The sequence below is a fragment of the Nocardiopsis sp. TNDT3 genome, from assembly GCF_003427465.1.
GTDB classification, from domain to species: domain Bacteria; phylum Actinomycetota; class Actinomycetes; order Streptosporangiales; family Streptosporangiaceae; genus Nocardiopsis; species Nocardiopsis dassonvillei.
The window spans coordinates 1-1,855 of the sequence record NZ_QPFC01000787.1 but is presented as its reverse complement, the minus strand read 5'-3'; the positions used below and the strand labels follow the sequence as shown (position 1 = coordinate 1,855).

The window sequence follows — 1,855 nt, the reverse complement described above, 5'->3', positions numbered from 1 at the left end:
GCCCGCGCCCCCGAACCTACCCGAACCGTTGACCCACCCGTCACCTCCCGTGCCATCCGCGCACGGACACCCACCGGCTTCCCGGCCGGACCGCACCCACGAAGGAGGGGTTGGAGAATGACGTCTGCCGTGCCCACGGCCGCCGGTGCCGCACCCGCGCAGGACAACACGCCGCTGAACATGTGCGGGCCGGACTTCCCGTTCGCCTACGACGCCTACCTGGACCACCCCGCCGGACTCGGGCAGGTCCCGGCGGAGCGCCACGGCACCGAGGTCGCCGTCATCGGCGGCGGGCTGTCGGGGATCGTCACCGCCTACGAGCTGATGAAGATGGGGCTCAAACCGGTCGTGTACGAGGCCGACCGCATCGGCGGGCGGCTGCGCACCGAGAAGCTCGCGGGCTGCCCCGACGACGTGGTCGCCGAGATGGGCGCCATGCGCTTCCCGCCCTCCTCCACCGCCTTCTGGCACTACGTGGACCGCGTGGGCCTGGAGACGACGCCGTTCCCCAACCCGCTCTCCCCGGCGACTCCCAGCACCGTGGTCGACCTCAAGGGGCGGTCCCACTACGCCACCTCCCTCGACGACCTGCCCGAGGTCTACCGCGAGGTGGCCCGCGCCTGGGACGCGACCCTGGACAGCGTCCAGCACACCCGCATGCAGGAGGCCATCCGCGAGCGCGACGTGGCCACCCAGAAGGAGATCTGGAACGAGCTGGTCGCCCGGCTCGACAACCAGACCTTCTACGGCTTCCTGTGCGACTCCCCGGCCTTCGCCTCCTTCCGCCACCGCGAGATCTTCGGCCAGGTGGGCTTCGGGACCGGCGGCTGGGACACCGACTTCCCCAACTCCATCCTGGAGATCCTGCGCGTCACCTACACCGGCGCCGACGACGACCACATGGGCATCGTGGGCGGTGTGGAGCAGCTGCCGCTGCGCCTGTGGGAGGACGCCCCGGACAAGCTCGTGCACTGGGCGCAGGGCACCACCCTGGCCTCGCTGCACGGGGGCGGCCCGCGTCCGGCCGTCACCGCCCTGCGCCGCACCGCGGCCAAGGGCTCCCCGGCGGGCAACATCACGGTCACCGACGCCTCGGGCTCCACCCGCACCTACGCGGCGGCCGTGTTCACCGCGCAGAGCTGGATGATGCTGTCCAAGATCGACTGCGACGAGGACCTGCTGCCCATCGACCACTGGACGGCGATCGAGCGCACCCACTACATGGAGTCCTCGAAGCTGTTCGTGCCGGTGGACCGCGCGTTCTGGCGGGACAGGGACCCCGAGACCGGACGCGACGTCATGAGCATGACGCTCACCGACCGCATGACCCGGGGCACCTACCTGCTGGAGGGGTCCGACCCGGACGGCCCGGCGGCGATCTGCATGTCCTACACCTGGTGCGACGACTCGCTCAAGTGGCTGCCGCTGTCGGCCAACGAGCGTCTGGAGGTCATGCTCTCGTCGCTGTCCAAGATCTACCCGGGCGTGGACATCCGCTCGCACATCACCGGCGACCCGGTGACGGTGTCGTGGGAGGACGAGCCCTACTTCATGGGCGCGTTCAAGGCCAACCTCCCGGGCCACTACCGCTACCAGCGCCGTCTGTTCACGCACTTCCGCCAGGACGGCCTGGAGGAGCGCCACCGGGGCCTGTTCCTGGCCGGGGACGACGTGTCCTGGACGGCGGGCTGGGCCGAGGGCGCCGTGCAGACCGCGCTCAACGCCGTGTGGGGCGTGGTCCACCACCTCGGCGGCGGGACCGACCCGTCCAACCCGGGCCCCGGCGACCTGTTCGACGAGCTCGCGCCGGTCGCCCTCCCCGAGGACTGAGGCTGTACCTCTTCGGAGCCCCGCC

The 1,855-nt window shown here is 71.2% G+C and carries 1 protein-coding gene; it reads left to right on the top strand.

Annotated features, from left to right (window positions below):
• Positions 1-117 precede the first annotated feature (117 nt).
• Positions 118-1,830 carry an NAD(P)/FAD-dependent oxidoreductase gene (locus tag DQW06_RS19305; protein WP_013154625.1) on the top strand — a complete coding sequence of 571 codons (1,713 nt, stop codon included), beginning with the start codon at positions 118-120 and terminating at the stop codon, positions 1,828-1,830.
• The last annotated feature ends 25 nt before the right edge of the window (positions 1,831-1,855 follow it).